Annotated in this window: 15 protein-coding genes; 12 read left to right on the top strand and 3 right to left on the bottom strand. The window is 39.5% G+C overall.

What is annotated here, in order from left to right; translation table 11 throughout:
- The coding region (locus Q1R07_RS05930) for a hypothetical protein (protein WP_300487199.1) at positions 1 to 570 on the bottom strand (570 nt) is incomplete at its 3' end.
- 210 nt (positions 571 to 780) lie between these two features.
- Positions 781 to 1464, bottom strand: coding sequence for an ATP-binding cassette domain-containing protein (locus Q1R07_RS05935; RefSeq protein ID WP_300487202.1), 684 nt, complete (start codon positions 1462 to 1464; stop codon positions 781 to 783).
- Between the two features lie 194 nt (positions 1465 to 1658).
- On the opposite strand from Q1R07_RS05935, the gene Q1R07_RS05940 reads away from it, so the two are divergent.
- From Q1R07_RS05940 to Q1R07_RS05995, 12 genes are all read left to right on the top strand, one after another.
- Positions 1659 to 4673: a tetratricopeptide repeat protein gene (locus tag Q1R07_RS05940; protein WP_300487205.1), complete on the top strand. Its 3015-nt coding sequence runs from the start codon at positions 1659 to 1661 to the stop codon at positions 4671 to 4673.
- Between the two features lie 36 nt (positions 4674 to 4709).
- On the top strand, positions 4710 to 6467 hold the full coding sequence (locus Q1R07_RS05945) for a TonB-dependent receptor (protein WP_300487208.1): 1758 nt from the start codon (positions 4710 to 4712) through the stop codon (positions 6465 to 6467).
- 92 nt (positions 6468 to 6559) lie between these two features.
- Positions 6560 to 7009: a hypothetical protein gene (locus Q1R07_RS05950; RefSeq protein ID WP_300487211.1), complete on the top strand. Its 450-nt coding sequence runs from the start codon at positions 6560 to 6562 to the stop codon at positions 7007 to 7009.
- Between the two features lie 11 nt (positions 7010 to 7020).
- A complete protein-coding gene (locus tag Q1R07_RS05955) occupies positions 7021 to 8652 on the top strand; it encodes an amidohydrolase (RefSeq protein WP_300487214.1) in 1632 nt (543 codons plus the stop codon).
- Positions 8653 to 8658: 6 nt separating this feature from the next.
- Entirely contained in the window at positions 8659 to 8901 is a 243-nt protein-coding gene (locus Q1R07_RS05960) for a DUF6576 domain-containing protein (RefSeq protein WP_300487217.1), read from the top strand.
- Between the two features lie 227 nt (positions 8902 to 9128).
- Positions 9129 to 10748, top strand: coding sequence for an asparagine synthase B (gene asnB / locus Q1R07_RS05965; protein WP_300487221.1), 1620 nt, complete (start codon positions 9129 to 9131; stop codon positions 10746 to 10748).
- 230 nt (positions 10749 to 10978) lie between these two features.
- A complete protein-coding gene (gene gyrB, locus Q1R07_RS05970; protein WP_300487224.1) occupies positions 10979 to 12919 on the top strand; it encodes a DNA topoisomerase (ATP-hydrolyzing) subunit B in 1941 nt (646 codons plus the stop codon).
- A gap of 163 nt (positions 12920 to 13082) precedes the next feature.
- Complete coding sequence (mdh, locus tag Q1R07_RS05975; RefSeq protein WP_300487227.1) at positions 13083 to 14018, top strand: malate dehydrogenase; 936 nt, start codon at positions 13083 to 13085, stop codon at positions 14016 to 14018.
- A gap of 139 nt (positions 14019 to 14157) precedes the next feature.
- Positions 14158 to 17115 carry a protein translocase subunit SecDF gene (gene secDF, locus Q1R07_RS05980; protein ID WP_300487230.1) on the top strand — a complete coding sequence of 986 codons (2958 nt, stop codon included), beginning with the start codon at positions 14158 to 14160 and terminating at the stop codon, positions 17113 to 17115.
- Positions 17116 to 17288: 173 nt separating this feature from the next.
- Complete coding sequence (locus Q1R07_RS05985) at positions 17289 to 17996, top strand: MotA/TolQ/ExbB proton channel family protein (protein ID WP_347759364.1); 708 nt, start codon at positions 17289 to 17291, stop codon at positions 17994 to 17996.
- 5 nt (positions 17997 to 18001) lie between these two features.
- A complete protein-coding gene (locus Q1R07_RS05990) occupies positions 18002 to 18397 on the top strand; it encodes a biopolymer transporter ExbD (RefSeq protein ID WP_300487233.1) in 396 nt (131 codons plus the stop codon).
- Between the two features lie 61 nt (positions 18398 to 18458).
- On the top strand, positions 18459 to 19145 hold the full coding sequence (locus Q1R07_RS05995) for a hypothetical protein (RefSeq protein ID WP_300487236.1): 687 nt from the start codon (positions 18459 to 18461) through the stop codon (positions 19143 to 19145).
- 49 nt (positions 19146 to 19194) lie between these two features.
- On the opposite strand, the gene Q1R07_RS06000 is transcribed toward Q1R07_RS05995, so the two are convergent.
- Positions 19195 to 20640 carry a hypothetical protein gene (locus tag Q1R07_RS06000; protein WP_300487239.1) on the bottom strand — a complete coding sequence of 482 codons (1446 nt, stop codon included), beginning with the start codon at positions 20638 to 20640 and terminating at the stop codon, positions 19195 to 19197.
- Positions 20641 to 20749 lie beyond the last annotated feature (109 nt).

A 20749-nucleotide genomic window follows, 5' to 3' on the forward strand; every position in this document is an offset into this window, starting at 1 on the left:
ATAAAAAATAAAAGGAAGGAAAAAATAAAAAGGTTTGATCAAGACTAAAAAACCAAACGCCAAGCTAAGTATAAACATTTTTTTAAAGGAATAATTACCATAAAAAAAGCATTTCAGATACAGCGTGATAATAAGTGAGATCATAAAAAGCGTCAGCGATTCGGTAAGTATGGCTGTTTCGTAAAAAATAACATGCAGCCAATTGTTTAAAATTAGCGCGGTAAAAAAAGCGACCACAGTAGTAAATCGCAATAGTAACATACTCTTGTAAATCAGAACAGTTGTACAGATACCAAGTGTAAATTGCAGTAAAAGGGTTACCGATAAATTATTTCCGGATAGCAATAATAACAACGGATAACCGGGGCTTCGTTGGCCATTGTATCCGGACAAATCAAAAGTGGCGAGTTGATTCCCTAAGGCAATGTAACCTTCAGAATCCGGAAATAGCGTAACATGCCGGTACAGATAGAAGATGACAAGACGAATTAATACACCCGATAATACTAATAAAAGTACCGGTTTGCTTTTAATGCATTTTAAGAAATAGCCCTCATTATTGATAGTCATTTTGCACGGAATTAAAGAGGGGAAGCGATAAAAACGGATTAATGGTTAAACCGCGATCTAAAGTTGAAGTGTTTTTTTATTTTTGGAATACAATTTGAATAAAATGAGATAGTAGTGGCTCGTATTGTCCTGGTTGTTTGCGATTTTATGCAAAAAAAATGCCCTTTTGATAAAAAGGGCACTGATCTTATATTTTGCAATTGTTGGTGTTTATACTGTTCGTTGTACTACTTCAAACAACGTTTTATCTTCACATTTTAGTGTTTTGGATGGATATTTCATTAACAGCGCATAATCATGCGTAGCCATTAAAATGGTTTTTCCGTTTTGATTGATTTTTTTCAAAACCTCCATAACTTCCACACTGGTTTGCGGATCCAGATTTCCGGTTGGTTCATCGGCTAAGATCAACTCCGGATCGTTTAATAAAGCCCGTGCAATCGCGATACGCTGTTGTTCACCGCCCGAAAGCTGATGCGGCATTTTATTTACAAAATTACGCATGCCCACTTTGTCCAGTACTTCCTCAATCTGTACCTGCATTTCTTCTTTTTCGGCCCATCCGGTTGCTTTTAAAACAAACTCCAGATTGTCGTGAACATTGCGATCCGGAAGCAATTTAAAATCCTGGAAAACAATACCCAGTTTACGTCTCAGATACGGGATTTCCTTTTCTTTAAGCGCCTTTAAATCATAATCGACTATGGTACCTTCGCCTTCCGTTAGCGGTAAATCGGCATACAATGTCTTCATAAAACTACTTTTTCCGGAACCCGTTTTTCCAATAATATAGATAAAATCACCGTTTTTAACCTCAAGGTTCACATGGGTTAAAACAGCATTATTTTCCTGGTAAATGGTTACATCGGTAAGGGAGAGAATAGTTTGTGACATAAGTCTGTATGTTTTATTTTGGTAAAAATAAGAAGTTAAGGGAGTCCTACAAAATTAAAAACGAAATTTACGACAAATTATTTCCGTAAGAAATTATTTGGTTTGGTTTTTGAGGGAGCTCCTGCAATAAACAAAACCGGACAAACGTTAATACCAGTATATTTTGATATATTTGGTTTTTAAAAAAAGGAACAATGCGAAAATTAGATAGGCTATTATTTATTTCCCTAACGCTGGGTGCGATGAACCTCGCGGCACAACAATCGAACATCTATACGCACGATTTAGTGGACTACCAAAAAGCGTTGTCGCTTTACAAAGACAAACAATACCAGGCGGCTCAAATCCTTTTTGATAAGGTGAAAAGCGCCAACAACAGTTCGGAAGTAAAAGCCGATTGTGCCTATTACAGTGCCAATTGTGCGATTCGCCTGGAGCAATCGGGAGCCGATCAGATGATGGAAAATTTTGTCGAAAATTACCCGACCAGTACGAAGCAAAATCAGGCCTATATCGAAGTGGCGCATTATTACTTTGAACAGGGAAACTACGTTCAGGCGCTGAAATGGTTCGATAAAGTCGATGAAAATGCCATGACCTTAAGCGATAAGGAACGCTATAATTTCCAAAAAGGCTATTGTTACTTTACCGCAAAAAATAAAAAAGAAGCCGAAAAATATTTTAATAAAGTCGTTAATTCCAAAGAATACGGCTCGCAGGCCAAATACTATCTGGGTTATATGGCCTATGAAACCGATAACTACAAAGACGCTACGCAGTTTTTTGATCAGGTAGCGGATAAGGACAAATACAAAGAAAAAATGTCCTATTTCCAGGCGGATATGAACTTTAAACTGGGGAGCTTCCAAAAAGCAATCGACGTGGGAGTTCCGCAATTGTCCAAATCCGATGCCAACGAAAAATCCGAATTGTCCAAAATTATCGGGGAAAGCTATTTTAACCTGAAACAATACGACAAAGCCTTACCGTATTTATTGGAATACAAAGGCAAAAAAGGCAAATGGAACAACACCGATTTTTACCAGTTGGGTTATGCCTATTATAAAGCCGGCGATTATGAAAATGCAATCGCTCAGTTCAATAAAATTATCAACGGACAGGATGCGGTAGCGCAGAATGCCTATTATCATTTGGCGGAAAGTTATCTGAAAACCGATAAAAAACAGCAGGCTTTAAATGCATTCAAAAATGCCTCTGAAATGGATTTTGACGCCAAAATCCAGGAAGATGCTTACCTGAATTATGCCAAACTGAGCTACGAAATCGGAAACCCATACCAAAGTGTACCGGAAGTTTTGATGGGCTATCTGAACAAATATCCGAACACCGCTTATAAAGCCGAGATTGAATCATTGTTGATCAACTCGTATATCACGTCAAAAAATTACAAAGAAGCCTTGGTATTGCTGGAAAAAAGCAAAACACCGGAAAACAAACTGGCCTATCAAAAGGTTACGTTTTACCGCGGACTGGAATTGTATACCGACGGGAATTATAACGAGGCATTGGCTTTGTTTAAAAAATCGATTGCCGAACAGCGCGATGCGAAGTTTACCACGCGTGCTACGTTCTGGAAAGCCGAAACCGAGTATGTGTTAGGGCAATTCAATGATGCATTGATCAGCTTTAAACAATTTTTGGGTAGCGCGGAAGCGAAAAACACGCCCGAATATAAAAATGCCAATTACGACCTGGCGTATACCTATTTTAAACAAAAAGAATACGAACAGGCGGCAAAATATTTTCAGGAGTATATCAATAGTGCAAAAGACGACAAAGTACGTCTTAACGATGCCTATTTGCGAATGGCCGACAGTTATTTCGTGACTACCAAATACTGGCCGGCGATGGAAGCTTATAATAAAGCGATCGAGCTAAAAAGTGTCGATGCGGATTACGCCTACTTCCAAAAAGCGATTTCCTATGGATTTGTATCCCGAAACGATAAAAAAGTAGAGGAGTTAAACGGATTCCTAAAAGCCTATCCGAAATCAAAATATGCGGATGATGCTTTATATGAAATGGGGAATACCTATGTGACGTTAAACAATACCGAAAAAGCTTTACAGGCCTACGACCGACTGATTACGGATTATAAAGACAGTTCGTATGCGGCAAAAGCCATTTTAAGACAAGGGTTGATTTACTATAATGCGGAAAAAGACCAACAGGCGTTAACTAAACTGAAAAAAGTAGTCGCCGATTATCCGAGAAGTCAGGAGGCGATGGAAGCGGTTTCGACGGCACGTCTGATTTATGTCGATCTCGGAAAAGTAGACGAATACGCAAGTTGGGTAAGAACCCTGGATTTTGTAGAAGTTACGGATGCCGATCTGGACAAAACTACCTACGAAGCTGCCGAAAAACAATACCTGCAAAACAATTTAAAACCGGCGATTTCCGGATTTACAGGCTACTTGGCGAACTTCCCGAATGGAATTTCGGCTTTAAAAGCCAATTTCTATCTGGCGCAGGCCTATTTTGCCGAAGGTCTTGGAAATAATGCCATTCCGAATTACGAATTCGTGATCGGAAAATCCCGAAATGAATTTACCGAACAGTCATTGGCGCGTTTATCGGAAATTCATCTGAAGAAAAACGATTATGCCAAAGCGATTCCGGTTTTAAAACGATTGGAAACAGAAGCCGATTTCCCGCAAAACGTAACCTTCGCGCAATCCAATCTGATGAAATCGTATTACGAACAGAAAGATTATCCGAATGCGGTGGTTTATGCCGATAAAGTACTGGCAAATACTAAAATTGAAGACCGTATTAAAAGTGATGCACAGATTATTGTAGCGCGTTCGGCTATTAAATCGAATGATGAGGTAAAAGCCAAAACGGCCTACGCAAAACTACTCACCATAGCCAAAGGAGAGCTGGCGGCTGAGGCGTTATACTACGATGCGTACTTTAAAAACAAGGATGGTAAATTTGAAGCATCGAATACCGCCGTTCAGAAACTGGCTAAAGATTATTCCGGATACAAGTATTTCGGAGCCAAAGGTTTGGTGATCATGGCGAAAAACTTTTACGGCTTAAAAGACAGTTTCCAGGCGACCTATATTCTGGAAAGCGTAATCAAAAACTTTAGTACGTATCAGGATGTGGTAGAAGAAGCCAAAAAAGAATTAGACTTTATTAAATCGGAAGAAGCCAAACGCAATTCCTCAATAACCAATTAAAAGGAGCGTACTTTTTCTTACTAATAAATACAACATATGACAAAGACCATTCAATATAAAATCGCATTCGTACTACTTTTAGCAGGAAGTCAGACGCTTTTTGCACAAAAGAAAGACGAAAATCTGGGAACAGAAGTAGTAAACGTAGTAAAACCGTATACGCCAACCATTTCCGATGCTTTTAAAGTAAAAGAAACGCCAACGATAGACGACGAAGACAATACGCAGAAAAAAGAAATACAATACAATATTTTCTCCTTTCCGGTAGCGTCGACTTTCACGCCATCCAAAGGAAAAGCCGCCGGAGTAGACAAAGCCCAAAAGGAAAAATTGTATAACAATTATGCTACCTTGGGATTTGGAAATTATGCCGCGATAAACGGCGAATTGTTTGTAACCAAAAACCTAAGCAATAACGAATATGTAGCCGGAATGTTCCGCCATATGTCATCGCAGGGTGGTATAAAAGACGTGTTATTGGACGATAAATATTATAACACTTCGGTAGACCTGACCTATGGAAGTAAACAACGTGATTTCGACTGGAATGTCGATTTAGGATACCAACATCAATTGTACAATTGGTACGGATTACCAACCGATTACCTGACCTTTGACGATCCGAATATGTTGGCGGCGATCAATCCGCAGCAAACCTATCAGACCTTAAAATTAGGCGGGCGATTGGGAATGAAAGACAGTTATTTTAACGAAGCCACATTACAATTCAAACGTTTTTGGGATGCGAAAGGAAGTGCTGAAAACCGTTTCTTTATCAAGCCTTCGATCGATTTCGAATTCAAAGACAATAAATTTAAAACCGATTTCGTAGTCGATTATCTGGGTGGGAATTTTGAAAAAGATTACTACAATCTGCCGGATAGCGAAATGAAATACAGTTACCTGAATTTTGGAGTGCAACCGAGTGTTTTATTAAAAGAAGGGGATCTTTCGGTTCAGCTTGGAGCGGGACTTTTTTACAACATGGGGAAATTGAATAACGAAAGTGAGGGGAAATTCTACGTATATCCAAATGTAAAAGCATCCTATAAAGTGGTGGGCGATGTGATGATTGCTTATGCCGGTGCCGAAGGTGGATTAAAACAAAATACCTATGCCGATTTTGTTGGCGAAAACCAGTTTGTAGCACCTAATTTAGTGATCGCACCAACCAGTGAACAATACGATATCTATGTAGGATTAAAAGGAAAGCTGGCGAATAACGTAGCCTATAACGTTAGAGGATCGTACAAAAGTGACGACGATAAAGCGTTCTTTAAAAGCAATATATACGATACGGCCAATACTAATACCGAAGGTTATGTTTACGGAAACTCGTTTGGTGTGGTGTACGACAAGTTAAAAACGATCAGCTTTTTTGGAGAATTAAAAATGGACTTCTCTAAAAATGTAAGCTTCGGAATTAACGGTACGTTTAATAGCTTTACAACCGATCTGGAACAGGCCTGGAATATGCCAACGGTAAAAATTGGCGCCGATTTCGACTTTAACATCACCGAAAAATGGTATGCCGGAACAAATATCTTCTTTGTAGGCGATCGTAAAGATCAGTTTATGTATACCGATGTTTCGTTAACCGAACCGTTGTTTAAAACCGTAACCTTAGACAGTTATTTTGATCTGAATGCGCATGTGGGTTACAAACACAACGAACGCCTTACAGCCTATCTGAAAGCCAACAACCTGGCAAGTCAGAACTACCAACGCTGGCTGAATTATCCGGTACAGGGATTCCAGTTCCTGATTGGAGCCAGTTATAAATTCGACTTTTAATTAAAGTGTTCAAATAAAAAGGGAAAGCCTGCAAAGCAACTGTTTTTGCAGGCTTTTATTTTGTTTCTTTGTAAATCATTACAGGAAGAGAAATGACATTTAAGCAAAAAATTGTACAACATCATCTCGTTTTATTACAAGACAAAATTGATGTTTTCAGAGATATGATTTCCGGATTGGCAGAAGATGCGCAAAACGATGCAAAAGGATCGGCTGGCGATAAGCATGAAACCGCGCTGTCGATGATGCATTTGGAACAGGAAAAATTAAGTGCCAAGTTACAGGAAGCGCTTCAGATGAAAGCCATATTGGAAAAGATCGATGCCGCAGCAACAACCTCAAAAATTGCCGTAGGAAGCGTGATCAAAACCAATGGGATGTATTTGTTTATGAGTGCCGCTTTGCCTAAAATCGCTATCGACGGTGTCAATGTAATCGCACTTTCGCCTCAATCGCCCTTAGGAGTAAAATTAATGGGTGGCGGAATAGGGGAAACCTTCGAAATCAACAGTTCAAAATATATGATCGAAACTATCGATTAGACCTACCAAAAATGAAAGTAAAAAATATACTTCTGGCCGCATGTTGTCTTATTTCGGCCTTGATAAATGCTCAGAAAAAACAGGAAGCCGATTTGATTGTTTCCGATGCGAAAATCTATACGGTTAATAAAACGTTTCAAACCGCGGAAGCCTTAGCGGTTAAAGACGGAAAAATTATCGGGATTGGAAGTAAAGCGGACATGCTGAAAAAGTTTTCCGCTAAAAAAACGCTGATCGCCAAGGGTAAATATATATATCCCGGATTCTACGATGCACACGCCCATTTTTACGGACTGGGCATGAATATGCAGGCGGTAAATCTTAGAGGTACCAAGAGTTTTCAGGAAGTGATCGAAAGAATTCAGGCGTTCCAAAAAGTCAAAAATCATACGTTTATCGTAGGCCGCGGATGGGATCAGAACGATTGGAAGGAAAAAGAATTTCCAACAAAAGAGCTGTTGGATCAGTACTTTCCAACTATTCCGGTGGTGCTAACCCGTATCGATGGACATGCGATGTTGGTCAACACAAAAGCCTTGGAACTGGCTGGAATTACAACCAAAACCAAAACATCAGGCGGACAGATTGAAGTCAAAGATGGAAAGTTAACCGGTATTTTGGTCGATAATCCAATGGAATTGGTATCGGCTATTATTCCAAAACCGACGCGTCAGACGCAAATTGCGGCCTTACAGGAGGCGCAAAAAGAAATGTTTCACTACGGACTGACGACGATCAACGAAGCCGGTTTGGAACGCGATGTTATTGATCTTATCGATAGTCTGCAACAGGAAAATAAACTGGATATCAACATTTATGCGATGGTTATGGCTACCCGCGAAAATGTGGATCATTATACGCAATTGGGAATTTATAAAACCGACAAATTAAACGTCCGCTCTTTTAAATTTATGGGTGACGGTGCTTTGGGGTCGCGTGGTGCCTGTTTGCATCAGGTGTATTCCGATAAGCCAAAACAATTCGGAGCCTTGTTGTCGCCAATTCCAACGATTCGGGAAATTGCTAAACAGATCGCCGAATCCGAGTATCAGATGAATTCCCATGCGATAGGCGATTCGACGAATACCGTATTATTAAAAATTTACAAAGAGGTCTTGGATGGAAAACCGGATCGTAGATGGAAGATCGAACACGCTCAGATTATGCGCGAACAAGACTTCGATTACTTTAAGCTGGGAATCATACCATCGGTACAACCTACGCATGCGACATCGGATATGTATTGGGCCGAAGACCGATTGGGTAAAAAACGACTACAGTATTCGTATGCCTATAAAACCATGTTACAAAAGGCTGGATTAATCGCGTTGGGAACCGACTTTCCGATTGAGGAAGTAAACCCGATGTATACGTTTTATGCAGCTGTAGCACGAAAAGATCTTAAAAATTATCCGGAAAACGGATTCCAGTCGGAAAATGCATTAACCCGTGAGGAAACTCTAAAGGGAATGACCATCTGGGCAGCGTATTCTAATTTTGAAGAAAACGAAAAAGGAAGTTTGGAAGTGGGTAAATGGGCGGATTTTGTTATTTTCGATGCGGATATTATGACGATGGATATCGACGGTGTGCCGTATGTCGTACCGGTAAATACATTTGTAAAAGGGAAACAGGTAAAATAAGAAACCATGATGATGTTAGTTGCAATAGTGCTTTTTGTCGCTGGACTTATATATGCTGTGATTCGTATCACGAGTCCGAAGTCGACACATACTAAAGAACAAAATTATACGCTTGATGAAAAGTATAACGCGGCCAAAATCGAAAAACAAAAGGAGATCGACCGTATACTGGAAAAAATAAATAAAAACGGCGTACAGTCGCTAAACAGTAGGGAAAAGCAACTGTTGGACGACTATTCTAAAAACTAAATAAAACCGGGCACTTGTCCGGTTTTTTGTTTTAAATGCCTTGATATAAGGTCGGAACTTATAGATTTTAACCCAAACGCTACAAATCGGATGCTTTAGGTTATATTTTGTTTTTGAATTGCTTATTTTGATTTTAATTTTAAACCAAAATAAAGTTTTTGCTTTTTAATTAAAACTGATATAGGCAATTTTGTGACGTAATAATAACCATTTAAAGCAAAAATAGTATGTGCGGGATAGTAGCAGTTATAGGAAAAGGAGTCGATGCGGAATTGGTACAACAATTGTCCAAAAGAATGTCGCATCGCGGTCCGGATGAAAGTGATTTGCATATCACGGAAAAAGGACATTTTTTAAGCCATGAACGTTTGTCGATCGTCGATTTACAAACCGGAAAACAACCAATTCAGGGTACCAATTCGGCCTGGATGGTACACAATGGCGAAATATATAACCATAAAAAACTACGTGATACCGTACTAAAAAACCATACGTTTCGCACGACATCCGATTCGGAAGTAATCGTGCATTTATATGAAGAATACGGCTATGAATTTTGTGATATGCTCGACGGGATCTTTGCCTTTGTTGTGATTGATGGCGATGATTTTATTGCAGGTAGAGATCCGTTGGGTGTAAAACCACTGTATTACGGAATTGATGGTCATGGAGCGATTTATTTTGCCTCCGAAATGAAAGCCATAGCCGACCAGTGTAAGTCGTTTGCCGCCTTTCCGCCGGGACACTATTACTCACCCAAAACAGGATTTGTAAAATACTACCAACCGCAATGGGAAGATGCCGCAAAAGCCGTAGAACCGCTCGATTTAAAAGCAATCCGTGAAACGCTTACCGAAGCGGTACGCAAACGATTGATGAGCGATGTGCCCATTGGTGTTTTGCTATCCGGCGGATTGGATTCGTCGTTAACATCGGCTATTGCGTCCCGATTAATGACAGAAGCCGGAAGTCCGAAACTGCATTCGTTTTCGATCGGATTGGACAGTAAGGCACCCGATGTGGTTGCGGCTCGTGCCGTAGCCGAATATCTGGGGACGGAACACCACGAAATTTACTTTTCGGTCGAGCAAGGAATAGCTATTTTGGATAAGCTGATCTGGCATCTGGAAACCTACGATGTTACTTCGATTCGCGCCAGTACGCCGATGTATTTCCTGTCGAAAGCCATCACCGAAAAAGGAATAAAAGTAGTATTGTCCGGAGAAGGAGCCGATGAGATTTTTGGAGGCTATCTGTATTTTAGAAATGCGCCATCTGTAGCCGATTTTCAAAAAGAAACTATCGAACGCGTACAGAAATTAGCGACTGCCGATTTACTACGTGCGGATAAGTCGACAATGGCACACGGATTGGAAGCGCGGGTTCCGTTTTTGGACAAAGCCTTTTTAAACCTGGCGATTAAAATCAGACCGGAAGAAAAACAACCGGCAACCTATGGCGGTGTTGAAAAATATATCCTTAGAAAAGCATTTGATACCCCGGAAAAACCGTATCTGCCGGATAGCGTTTTATGGCGCCAAAAAGAGCAATTTTCGGACGGTGTTGGTTACAACTGGATCGATGCGTTAATCGAATATGGAACCGCACAGGTTACGGATGAACAGTTGGCCAAAGCAGCCGACGTGTTTCCGCACAATACGCCCACCACAAAAGAAGCGTATTACTACCGAACCATTTTTCATAAACATTTCCCACAAGCCAGTGCGGCCAAAACCGTACGCAAGTGGATTCCGAAATGGCAGGAAAACCAGGATCCAAGCGGAAGAGCCAATAAGGCTCACCTTAAGGCCGATACGAGTATCGCCACCCTGAAAGCGACATTATGATCTTTCATATGTGATTAGTTTGTTTGTTTGAAAAGCACCGGGAATTTACCGGTGCTTTTTTTGTTTTTTTATAGGGAATGAGAAATGTTAAAAAGTAAGAAAATTACGAACTAATTAAAAGATTTTGTTGATAACTTACGCCTATTACGGGTTATTTTTAGTGTATTATCCTTTGTGTTTTCATATATTTGCCTGTTAGACGAAAAAATACATTTTTTAGAATATAAATTATGAGCGAAGAAGTTAAGAAAAACAATTATTCGGCAGACAGTATTCAGGCGCTTGAGGGAATGGAGCACGTTAGAATGCGTCCTTCCATGTATATTGGAGATGTAGGAACACGTGGACTTCACCATTTGGTTTATGAGGTTGTGGATAACTCGATCGATGAAGCTTTGGCCGGACATTGTGATACCATATCTGTAACGATTAATGAGGATAATTCCATTACGGTTGAAGATAACGGTCGTGGTATTCCGGTAGATATTCATAAAAAAGAAGGCGTTTCCGCATTGGAGGTTGTAATGACCAAAATTGGTGCGGGAGGTAAATTTGATAAAGATTCCTATAAAGTATCCGGAGGTTTACACGGGGTTGGGGTATCGTGTGTTAATGCACTATCCGACCATTTGCGTGCAACGGTTCACAGAGAAGGAAAAGTATACGAACAGGAATACGAAAGAGGTAAAGCGATTTACCCGGTAAAACAGATTGGTGAAACCGAAAAAAGAGGTACGATTGTAACCTTTAAACCGGATAATACAATCTTTACACAAACAACGGAATATTCGTATGATACCTTAGCAGCACGTATGCGCGAATTGTCATTCCTTAATAAGGGAATTACAATTACGCTTACTGATCGCAGAGAAACGGATAAAGAAGGAAACTTTGTGGGTGAAGTCTTCCATTCGAAAGAAGGATTAAAAGAGTTTGTTAAATTCCTGGATGGAAATCGTGAGCCAATTATCGGACACGTGATCAGTATGGAAAGCGACAAAGGAGAAGTGCCGGTTGAGGTGGCGTTAATTTATAACAGCAGCTATTCCGAAAATATCTTTTCCTATGTGAATAATATCAATACCCACGAAGGGGGAACGCACTTACAGGGATTCCGTAGTGGATTGACCCGTACGCTTAAAAAATATGCGGATGCTTCCGGATTGTTGGAAAAACTGAAGTTTGAAATTTCAGGAGATGACTTCCGTGAAGGATTAACAGCGATTGTGTCGGTAAAAGTATCCGAACCACAATTCGAGGGACAAACCAAAACAAAGTTAGGAAACCGTGAGGTAGTGTCACCGGTAAGTCAGGCGGTAGCCGAAATGTTGGAAAACTACCTGGAAGAAAACCCGAACGATGCCAAGATAATTGTTCAGAAAGTAATTTTGGCAGCGCAGGCGCGTCATGCGGCTAAAAAAGCCCGTGAAATGGTACAGCGTAAAACCGTTATGGGTGGCGGTGGATTACCAGGAAAATTATCCGATTGTTCCGAGCAGGATCCGGCAAAATGTGAGGTATTCCTTGTCGAGGGGGATTCCGCGGGTGGAACGGCCAAACAAGGTCGTGACCGTGCCTTTCAGGCGATTCTTCCGTTGCGAGGTAAAATCCTGAACGTAGAAAAAGCCATGCATCATAAAGTATTCGAAAACGAAGAGATTCGAAATATTTTTACCGCATTGGGTGTTACGATCGGAACTGCAGAAGATAGTAAAGCCTTAAACCTTGAAAAACTTCGTTATCATAAAGTGGTGATCATGTGTGATGCCGACGTGGATGGTAGCCACATTTCAACGCTTATCCTGACGTTCTTCTTCAGATATATGAAAGAACTGATCGAAAACGGATACGTGTATATTGCAACACCACCCTTATATATGGTGAAAAAAGGAAATAAAAAAGAATATGCGTGGACCGATGCACAGCGGGATCAGATCTCGGAAAGAATGGGTGGCGGAACCGGTATTCAGCGTTATAAAGGTCTTGGAGAGATGAACGCGGAACAGTTGTGGGAAACGACCATGAATCCGGAATTCCGAACGTTACGCCAGGTTTCTATTGATAGTCTGGCCGAGGCCGACCGTATTTTTTCCATGTTAATGGGGGATGAGGTACCGCCGCGTAGAGAGTTTATCGAGAAAAACGCAGCATACGCTAAAATTGATGCATAAATTACAAATAGAAAAAGGATGTCAGAAAACGGCATCCTTTTTTATTTGACGGAAGTTTAAAAAAGTGTGATTTTTTTTAACCGTGTATTTTGCGTACATAAAATTTGTATATTGGGTAACTCAATAAATCAAAAATTAATTTAATACTTATTTTACGAATATTATGAAAGTAACAATAGTTGGCGCAGGAAATGTAGGAGCAACTTGTGCAGATGTTATCTCTTATAGAGGAATTGCAAGCGAAGTGGTATTGTTGGATATCAAAGAAGGATTTGCAGAAGGTAAGGCGATGGACATTATGCAGTGCGCAACAACAACAGGATTTAATACAAGAGTTTCAGGAAGTACGAACGATTATTCCAAAACAGCCGGAAGCGATGTGGTGGTGATCACCTCGGGTATTCCGAGAAAACCGGGCATGACCCGTGAGGAATTAATCGGAATCAATGCCGGAATTGTAAAATCGGTAGCGGAAAACGTATTAAAATATTCTCCGGATACCATTATAGTAGTAGTGTCGAATCCTATGGACACAATGACGTACTTAACCTTAAAAGCAACCGGATTGCCGAAAAACAGAATTATCGGTATGGGTGGTGCTTTGGATAGTTCCCGTTTTAAATATTATTTGTCAAAAGCATTGGATAAACCGTCTAACGATGTTCAGGGGATGGTAATTGGAGGGCATGGTGATACCACTATGATTCCGTTAACGCGATTGGCATCTTATAACGGAAGCCCGGTTTCAAACTTTTTAGCGCAGGACGTACTGGATAAAGTAGCGGCCGATACGATGGTTGGAGGAGCGACATTAACCGGATTGTTGGGAACATCGGCCTGGTATGCACCGGGAGCATCCGTTGCTTTCCTTGTAGATAGTATTTTAAACGACCAAAAACGTATGATTCCATGTTCGGTTTATTTGGAAGGCGAATACGGTCAAAATGATATTTGTATCGGTGTACCATGTATTATCGGTAAAAACGGAATTGAAGAAATTGTAGATATCGCCTTAAACGATGCCGAAAAAGCCCTTTTTGCGAAGAGTGCCGATGCGGTTAGAGCTATGAATGGCGATCTTAAATCTGTTTTGGCATAGTCATTACGGAAGAAATAAAGAAAGGCTGCGTAGGGCAGTCTTTTTTTTTGATAATATTGGCAAATTAATTGGTTAATCTTTTGGTAAATTATATATTTGCTCGTTTTTGAAAAAAATGAATAATTAATATTTAGTAATAATGCAGAATAAAGGACTCATTAAATTTTTTGCAATACTTTTTGCACTGGTAAGTATTTACCAGCTATCCTTCACATTTGTTACCAATAATATCGAGAAAAAGGCGAAAACCTTTGCGAACGGAGACTCTAAAAAAGAGTTGTTCTATCTGGACTCTATTGGTAAAGAAAAAGTTTTTTTAGGTCATACTTTTAACGAAGTACGCGCTAAACAAATTAATAAAGGTCTTGACTTAGAAGGAGGAATCAACGTGATTCTTCAGATTTCGGTTAAAGACGTGTTGAAAGGACTAGCGAATAATTCTAAAAATCCAGTTTTCAATAAAGCGCTTGCAGAAGCAACCAAAAACAGAGAAGGTAACCAAAGTTATTTGGACGCTTTCTTTATCGCTTTTGACAAAGAATCAAACGGAACAACGAAATTGGCATCACCTGAAATCTATGGAAACAGAAATTTAAGTGATGTAATCAAATTCGATATGTCCGATGCACAAGTGAAAGCTGTGCTACGAAAAAAAGTGGAAGAGTCTGTAGAAAGTGCTTTCCGTGTATTAAGAGAGCGTATCGACAAATTCGGGGTTACACAACCAAACATCCAGAAATTAGGAGAATCAGGAAGAATCTTAGTTGAGCTTCCAGGTGCTAAGGATGTAGACCGTATTACAAAATTATTACAAAGTACAGCGCAGTTAGAATTCTGGGAAACGTATAAAACAGACGAAATCGGAAACTTCCTTTTGGCGGCTAACGAGACGTTAAAGAAAACAGAAAAAGCAACAGTTGAGACAAAAGAAGCTGCTAAAAAGACAGATATTGACTCATTGTTAACGAACAAAGCAACCGATTCGGCTGCAGCAAAAAAAGGAAACAATCCGTTATTGGATTTAGTAGTAGGTGGCGGACAACAAGGAAGTCCGGTATTGGCTTATTTTAATCCAAAAGATACTGCAAAAGTTAATTCGTATTTAAAAAGAGACGATATCCGTTCTTTATTACCGGCAGAACAGCGTTATGTACGTTTTGCATGGGGTAAATTAAATCCGAAAGCACCAAACGTAGTTGAATTATATGCGTTAAAAGCAAATAGAGAAGGCATTCCGCCAATGAGTGGAGGGGTGATTACCGATGCAAGAGAATCATTTGACCAAATGGGACGTCCGTCTGTAACCATGCAGATGAACGCAACAGGAGCGAAGAAATGGGAAGAGTTAACCGGGAAAGCGTATACGCAACAAAGTAACATCGCTATCGTATTGGATAACATCGTATATTCTGCACCGGGAGTATCTTCAGGACCAATTGCAGGAGGACGTTCTGAAATTTCAGGAGTGTTCGACGTAGCGGAAACAAAAGACTTAGCGAACATCTTAAGAGCAGGTAAATTACCGGCATCGGCAGAAATCGTACAATCAGAAGTTGTAGGTCCGTCATTAGGACAACAAGCTATCGATAACGGTATTACATCATCATTAGTAGGTTTATTATTAGTATCCCTATGGATGGTATTCTATTATGGTAAAGCAGGTTGGTATGCCAACATCGCTTTAGCAGTGAACTTATTATTCCTTTTCGGAATCTTAGCAAGCTTAGGTGCGGTATTAACCTTACCGGGTATCGCGGGTATCGTATTAACTATGGGTACTGCGGTGGATGCGAACATCATTATCTATGAAAGAGCAAAAGAAGAATTGCGATTAGGGAAGTCGTTAGACGAAGCAGTACGTTTCTCATTTACATGGAGAGGTGCAATGTCGTCGATTACCGATGCCAACGTAACACACGTATTAACCGGTTTGGTACTATTGATCTTCGGAACAGGACCAATCAAAGGTTTCGCAACAACATTATTGATCGGTATCTTTACTTCATTGTTTACATCAATTTTCATTACCAGAATGTTATTAGACTGGGGTGTAAGCAGAGGAGCTAAATTACAATTCTCAACATCTGTTACGAAAAACTGGTTTACAAACTTCCATTTCGATTTCTTGAAAATTAAAAAATGGACGTATTTATTCTCCGGATTAGTAGTAGTAGTGAGCTGTATCTCTTTTGCAATTAACGGATTGGACGAAGGTGTGGATTTCGTTGGAGGTAGAACCTTCCAGGTGAAATTCGAAAAAGCTATCGAGCCATCTGAAATTGCTGACGCTTTATCAAAAGAAGACGTATTCGGAAGTGCTGAAGCAAAAGTATTTGGTGATGCAAATCAGTTAAAAATTACAACGAAATACAAAGTTCAGGAGACAAGTTCTGAAGTAGATAAAGAAGTAAACGAGAAGTTATATAATGCTTTAAAACATTATTACTCTAATGATATTTCGTATGACAAGTTTGTAAATACATTCGACGGTAAGAAAATCGGGGTATTACAGGCTTCAAAAGTAAGTGCAGCGGTATCAGACGATATCAAAACCAACTCCTATTGGGCGGTATTGGGATCTATGGCAATTGTATTCGTGTACTTAATGATCTCATTCCGTAAATGGCAGTATTCATTAGGAGCGATTGCAGCGGTAGCACACGACGTTATCTTCGTATTGGGTATTTACTCATTATGTTACAAATTCATGCCATTCCACATGGAAATGGACCAGCACTTTATCGCAGCGATCCTAACGGTTATCGGTTACTCGATGAATGATACCGTAATTGTATTCGACAGGGTACGTGAATACCTTGCCGGTAATACAAAAGGACACTTTAACGATATCGTAAACAAATCGATTAATACAACCTTATCAAGAACAATCAATACATCGTTAACTTTACTATTGGTATTGTTAATCATGTTTATCTTCGGTGGTGAGTCAATCCGTGGATTTATCTTCGCGATGTTGGTTGGTATTACAGTGGGAACTTACTCTTCTTTATTTATCGCTACACCGGTTCTTTGTGATACGGTTACAAGAAAAGAAAGAGAAGAAATTGAAGTGCGTCACAACAAGACAGAAGAATAACATTTTTTCAAAATACAGAAAAGGTCCGCTAGTAGCGGACCTTTTTTTATGCGGTAATTTTTTTATATTTAAAATACGCTTTCCGCCGAAATTTCGTTATTTATGGTATGGTAGTTGCTATTTTAAAAAGCAAATACTTATATTTAACCCCTATAAAAACGAATTTGTAAAACATGATTTTTAATTTTTTGTTGCAAGCGAACCCGGTTCCGGCAGAACCAGTTGTAAATGAACCAGTAGTGGCCAATACAGCGATCGAATCCGTTAATTTTTTTCAGTTGATCATGAAAGGTGGGGTTATGGTAATCCCAATCTTTATCCTGTTTTTCCTTACGGTTTATATCATTGTGGAACGGTACCTGTATATCAAAAAACAAACAAAATTGGATAACTCGTTGATCAACGAATTAAAATACCAGTTAAATTCCGGAAATATCCAGTCGGCGGCAATGATTTGCGACAAATCAAATACAGCTTATGGAACGGTATTGCGCAATGGGGTAAACACTATTGGCCGACCAATTAACGAGATTGACCTGGCTTTGGAAAAAAGCGCCAATATCGAAATGGGATTAATGGAAAAGAAATTGGGGTATTTGGGAATCGTTGCCGGTATTGCGCCAATCTTAGGATTTATCGGAACCATTTCCGGGGTAATCAAGATTTTCTATACGATTTCGATCACCGAAAATATCAGTATCGGAAATATATCCGGTGGTTTATATGAAAAAATGATCAGTAGTGGTTTGGGGTTAATTGTAGGGGTAATTGCCTATGCAGCCTATCACTTTTTTAATATGATGATTGATCATTTTGCACTAAATATGCAGCGTCAGGGATTAGAATTTATCAATGTTATTCAACAGCCAAATACGAAATAAGCACAATGAGAATCAAAAGAAATAGACGTTTTCACGCCGAAGTAGCAACCTCTGCTTTGAGTGATATTATGTTCTTTTTATTGTTGTTTTTCCTGATTATTTCCACGTTGGCGAATCCGAATGTGATCAATCTGATGTTGCCAAAGGCCGAGGCTAAGGAAACCACCAACAAGCAATTTATCAGCCTTTCCGTTACGGAAGATAAACACTATTTTGTTGACAAACAGGAAGTGCCTTTTGACGAACTGGAAACCAAATTGCTGGAAAAACTGGGTACACAAAAAGAACAAACCATAGTAGTGCGAATCCCGTATAACCTTCAGGTACAGGATTTGGTCGATCTATTGCAGATTGGTGTTCGAAATAAACTGAAATTTGTAATCGCAACCGCGAAGAGTTAATATAAAAAGTAAAGAAAGTGGCGAGAGTCACTTTTTTTATGCCTTTACCGATCAATACTTTATGAAGCAATTTGTGTTATGGATGCTGCTTTTGGGAGGTGTATCAGGACCTAAAGCAGATTTTAAAATAGTTTTTGAAGAAGCGTTTACCAATGCCCGTTTAAAGCAATGGAATCAGGTTAATGGCAATTGGGAAGTCGATAGCAAAGAAAAGCTTGTAAAAGGCAGTAAAAATAGTGATTGGGCGATTCTGACAGCAAAGAAAGAAATGCCGGATAATTATGTATTGACCTTTTCGACTCTGGTTGAACCATCGGCTTATTTGTTTGAAGTGATGCTAAATCTGCAAAAAGAAAAATACCTCGGAATTTTATACAACCAGTTGGAAGGAAGAGTAGCAATAGAAGATCGTTCGTTTTTTGTCAATCCGGAAAAGGAGCGTGGTTATATCCGAACAACCGGACATATCGGAAAATTGCCAAAAGTAAAAATCCCGATGTCGAAACAATGGTTGGACTGGAAGATTCAGAAAACCGGGACTACTTATTTTGTCTGGATCAATAACGAAGAGATTCTAAAATTTACGGAACCAGCCGAAATGATCAAAAGCAACGGGAAGTTTGGTTTTGCCATAAATGGTTCGGCACAGCTAAAAAATGTCATTCTGTATAAGCAAAAGAAAGTGAAAGTACCGGAAGGATTCACCGGGAAGCCTTATGAACAGCCGTTTTTCCTGTTTTCAGAATAAAAAAAGCCCGTTGTAGTACAACGGGCTTTTTTAATGGGGATGTTAATTTTTATTTGCAATCATTATATTCGTTAACAATATTAATGAGATTTTCTGAGTTTTTCAAATCAAACGCTCCTTTTTTTATCTCAGATGCTAAATTTTTACATCCGGATAGGTATTCTGCCAGTTGAATCGACAGTTTGTCGTTGTTTCTTTTGTCGACCATCTGTCCTTCCGATTTCGATTTTAATTTGATCACAAAGCGATCGTCTTCTACCGGATCAACCAAAACCGAATTGTCTTTGCTGGTATAGATAACCCGATAAAAATAGGCATTGTTAAAGCCCAGCGACATCGCATTGGATAGTTTTTTCATCGCATCGCCTTTTACTTTCATACCCTCGAAAGCCGTTTCGGTTCCGTCGCTGTTTTTAACGTAGAATTTGATATTGTCTTTTGCCTGTAACGTTATCGTGCGTTCTCTTCCTTTTTCGTTTTTGTATTTGATCGAAACATTTTTACCGTAATTATCGATCGCGTCCACAACCTGAGTATCTCCGGTCTGATTAATATCCAGTTTCTCAAATTGCGCCGTGATAATTCCGTCATAACGCACGCCTTTTTCGTCAAAGGCATATCCGTTTACATTATAAATATTACGGCTGCGTTCTTTGGCTAATTTGATCTTTTCTTTTAATAAATTCTGGTTATAACTTTTAGCCTGGCGTCCCAGCGTAATATCGCGGTAAACCAGTTCGCCGACTAACTCTTTTACAAACGAACTGTTATCCGGTCCGGCAAAACGTTTTTCGGCATTGTAGCTAAACTTACTGTCGTTAAACAGCGTTACTTCCACCTCGTTATTCATATTGCCCGTAGCGCGTGCTGTAGCGACCTGAATATTGTCCAGATCGTAAATGCTAACGGTGTTATTATTGCCAAAAGCAGTATAATTGGACGACATGGCCTTTCCTACGATATTCGTTCCGGCCGTTCCGCCAAACATAATCGTTCCGTCCATTTTGACAAAAGGACGGTAGCGGGCTATTTTTTCTTCCTTGTCTTTTTTGGAAGCGACAACCTCCATTTTGGTTTTTAAGGTTTTGTCGCCAATACTTTCCCGTTCGGTATTGAAAAAGGTTTCGATTTTAGCGGCATTAAATCCGTTTTTATCAAACAATCCGTATTTGGCAGATATAAGATGTAGCATAATCCGCGTTGGACTTAATGAGTTGATCAATACTTCATACGGGATTTCCGTTTTTTTGGCTTCGTCGGCCGAGGTTAGTAATAACCATTGATTCAATATGGTTTTACCTTCGGACATGCCTTTGTATTCTACGGTAAACTGTTTGTTTCCGGACAGGTCAAATAGTTGATATTGATCGCGAACCGGTTCTTTAAAGATCGCTACTTCTTTTTCGTCTATCAATACCCGATCTTTTTTGGTTGTGATCTTTTGGGAGAATGAAAGAAATGGAAGTAATAGGAGAATAAGTGTAATTTTTTTCATGCAAATTTTTAATTATATGTTATTTTGTTGGTTGGTCGTTAAATATACTATAAATAATGTAATATATTGTGTTTTGCATGTTATGATAAAAAAAAGAGCCTGTTATACA

The organism is Flavobacterium sp., assembly GCF_030146175.1.
Lineage (GTDB): Bacteria > Bacteroidota > Bacteroidia > Flavobacteriales > Flavobacteriaceae > Flavobacterium.

What these genes read in the sequence shown, in the direction of transcription:
- Q1R07_RS05945 (WP_300487208.1), top strand. Translation starts at nt 4,710, where the DNA reads ATGACAAAGACCATTCAATATAAAATCGCATTCGTACTACTTTTAGCA.
- asnB (WP_300487221.1), top strand. Translation starts at nt 9,129, where the DNA reads ATGTGCGGGATAGTAGCAGTTATAGGAAAAGGAGTCGATGCGGAATTG.
- Q1R07_RS05995 (WP_300487236.1), top strand. Translation starts at nt 18,459, where the DNA reads ATGAAGCAATTTGTGTTATGGATGCTGCTTTTGGGAGGTGTATCAGGA.
- gyrB (WP_300487224.1), top strand. Translation starts at nt 10,979, where the DNA reads ATGAGCGAAGAAGTTAAGAAAAACAATTATTCGGCAGACAGTATTCAG.
- Q1R07_RS05985 (WP_347759364.1), top strand. Translation starts at nt 17,289, where the DNA reads ATGATTTTTAATTTTTTGTTGCAAGCGAACCCGGTTCCGGCAGAACCA.
- secDF (WP_300487230.1), top strand. Translation starts at nt 14,158, where the DNA reads ATGCAGAATAAAGGACTCATTAAATTTTTTGCAATACTTTTTGCACTG.
- Q1R07_RS05960 (WP_300487217.1), top strand. Translation starts at nt 8,659, where the DNA reads ATGATGATGTTAGTTGCAATAGTGCTTTTTGTCGCTGGACTTATATAT.
- Q1R07_RS05950 (WP_300487211.1), top strand. Translation starts at nt 6,560, where the DNA reads ATGACATTTAAGCAAAAAATTGTACAACATCATCTCGTTTTATTACAA.
- mdh (WP_300487227.1), top strand. Translation starts at nt 13,083, where the DNA reads ATGAAAGTAACAATAGTTGGCGCAGGAAATGTAGGAGCAACTTGTGCA.
- Q1R07_RS05940 (WP_300487205.1), top strand. Translation starts at nt 1,659, where the DNA reads ATGCGAAAATTAGATAGGCTATTATTTATTTCCCTAACGCTGGGTGCG.
- Q1R07_RS06000 (WP_300487239.1), bottom strand. Translation starts at nt 20,640, where the DNA reads ATGAAAAAAATTACACTTATTCTCCTATTACTTCCATTTCTTTCATTC.
- Q1R07_RS05935 (WP_300487202.1), bottom strand. Translation starts at nt 1,464, where the DNA reads ATGTCACAAACTATTCTCTCCCTTACCGATGTAACCATTTACCAGGAA.
- Q1R07_RS05955 (WP_300487214.1), top strand. Translation starts at nt 7,021, where the DNA reads ATGAAAGTAAAAAATATACTTCTGGCCGCATGTTGTCTTATTTCGGCC.
- Q1R07_RS05990 (WP_300487233.1), top strand. Translation starts at nt 18,002, where the DNA reads ATGAGAATCAAAAGAAATAGACGTTTTCACGCCGAAGTAGCAACCTCT.